Here is a 2,213-nt window from a genome sequence, read left to right as displayed (position 1 = left end):
GGTGTGGGGTTGGGCAGCTTTACGCAGTCCGTCTGGCGGCCTACTCGTCGTCCTCGTCCGCCAGCCCGTCATCCCGCAGGCGCCGGTCCAGCTTGCCGCGCAGCGCATCGGCGTCTTGCAGGAACTGGTCCACCGGCACCGCAGGGGCCACGCGCAGGGCGGGCGGGAACAGGCTGCTCATGTACAGCTCGTTGCCCAGCCGCATGCGGTTGAGCCACTGCGCGCCCAGCCACGACGGCACACCCAGCAGCACCACAGCCGCCATGGCCCAGGCCAGGCCCACGCGGCGGCGGGGAAGCACGGTGGCCAGGTGGGCGTACAGCGCGCCGGCCAGCACCAGCACCATCAGCACCGGGGCAAACCGCGACAGCGACTCCAGCGAGAACGTGAACGCCGTCAGATAGCTCAGCAGCTGCACCGCGTCGGCCACCAGCACTGCGGCGCACGCGATGCGCACGTGGCGCCAGAACCGCAGCTGGCTGCCAAACAGCTTGTTGGCCACGGACCACAGACCCGCCCAGGCCCCCACCACGGCCAGCGTGGTCAGCAGCAACAGGGGCAGCGACTTCAGGTATTGCGCGGCGTCGCGGGCCTCCAGCCACGACTCTCCCAGCCCGGCCAGCAGCACCAGCACCGCCAGCGCGGCCGTGGTGCCCACGGTGCGCCACGGAAACTGCGGCAGCGCCTGCTCCTCGGCAATGGGCGCATCGGCCAGGCGCAGGTGGATGTGGGTGTGGCCCAGGTCGACGGGCATGCCATCGGGCCAGTCAAAGCGTTCGCCCTGGGCATGCTGCTTGCGCTGCAGGCGTGCGCCGTTGCGTGTCTCCAGCACCTCGACCTGCACGGTGCGGGGCTCGTCCACCGCGCGGTCAATGCGCAGGTGCCGGGGCGCCACAAACGGGTCGTCCAGCACCAGGTCGCAGTCCAGCGCGCGGCCCACCGTCACGGGCCAGCGGGTGATGGGCGCACGCGCCAGCAGAGCGCCGTGGCGGTCAAACGCCTCGATCAGCCCCAGGGTGGTGGTTGGCATCGCGCTCATGGTGCGGCCTCCCAGCGAAAGGCCTTGAGGTAGTGGCTGGCCAGCTTCATGCCGTTGTCAAACGCAATGCCCTGCACATCCAGGCGGCCCAGCACGCCCCGTGTGGGCTGGTTGACTGAGGTGGCCAGCACCGTCATGTTGTACAGGCCGGTCAGCTTGCGGTAGGCCGACAGGCACACCACCGCGCGCAGCGGCACGCTGCCGGGGTCCACAAACCGCTCGGTGCATTCGGCCGCCGTCTGGTGGCGGTTGCCGCGTGTGGGCAAGCGCTCGTTGGCAAAACTTTGCGAGTACATGCGGGCAAACCGGGCGGCGCCCAGCGTGGGCGCGTTGTAGGCCTCGTAAGACAGGCGCACCGCGCCGGTGCTGAAGTCGCCCGCCACCACGTCGCTGTCGGCCTGGCATTGCGTGCGCTCCAGGTTCAGACCCGGAAAGGCCGGGTCGCGCCCCGATCCCCAGCACCGCGCCAGCGCATCGTCGGGCACGGGCAGGCGGTAGTTGCCGTGGCGCTGCTCGCGAAACGGCGCTTTCAAAAAGCGGTCTGTCAGCAGTTGCTGGTGCTCCATCAGCTGCCGCGTCATCTCGGCATGTGCGGCCTGTGTGATGGGCTGGGCATTGGCCGCGCGCTGCACCAGCGCCTGCGCAAACTCGGCCGGGATCAAGAAGCTGACCTGCTCCCCATCGAGCCGCTTGGCCACGTTGACGCCCAGCACCCGGCCTGCGTCGTCCACGGCGGGGCCGCCGCTCATGCCGGGGTTGAGCGCGCCGCCAAAAAAGATGCGCGGGTAAAAGCTGCGCTTGACCAGGCCGTTGTAGGTGCCCTCGGTCACCGCAAAGCCAATATCCAGCGGGTTGCCCAGCGAGTAGATGCGCTCACCCTGCGCCAGCGCATCGGTGGTGGGGCGAAAGCTCAGCACCGGCGCCGCTGCCGTGCGCCCCTTGGCGCGCAGCACGGCCAGGTCGCGCTGCACGTCAAACGCCAGCAGCTCCACCTCGCCCTCCTGCCCCTCCATCGTCACGTACACGCCCCGGTAGCGCTCGGGCTCCAGCGCCAACTGGCTGGCCACGTGAAAGTTGGTGACGATCAGCCCATCGGCCGACACAAAAAAGCCCGAGCCAATCGACGCCTGCGTGTTGGCATTGCGCAGCAGCGTGCGGATCTGCACCAGCTTGT

The 2,213-nt window shown here is 69.4% G+C and carries 2 protein-coding genes; both read right to left on the bottom strand.

Going from position 1 to position 2,213, the window contains the following annotated elements:
- Nucleotides 1-40 precede the first annotated feature (40 nt).
- Nucleotides 41-1,039: an FHA domain-containing protein gene (locus tag DBR23_RS18160; RefSeq protein WP_108499150.1), complete on the bottom strand. Its 999-nt coding sequence runs from the start codon at nucleotides 1,037-1,039 to the stop codon at nucleotides 41-43.
- A partial coding sequence (locus DBR23_RS18155; protein WP_108499149.1) for a serine protease occupies nucleotides 1,036-2,213 on the bottom strand: 1,178 nt, incomplete at its 5' end. The genes DBR23_RS18155 and DBR23_RS18160, both read right to left, overlap by 4 nt.

It is taken from the genome of Acidovorax sp. HMWF018 (assembly GCF_003061035.1).
GTDB classification, from domain to species: Bacteria; Pseudomonadota; Gammaproteobacteria; order Burkholderiales; family Burkholderiaceae_C; genus Acidovorax; species Acidovorax delafieldii.
Note: the sequence above shows the minus strand (reverse complement) of the source record. Positions and strands in the feature narration are given on the sequence as shown.

Coding starts and splice junctions, on each gene's coding strand:
- DBR23_RS18160 (WP_108499150.1), bottom strand. CDS start 1,039: ATGAGCGCGATGCCAACCACCACCCTGGGGCTGATCGAGGCGTTTGAC.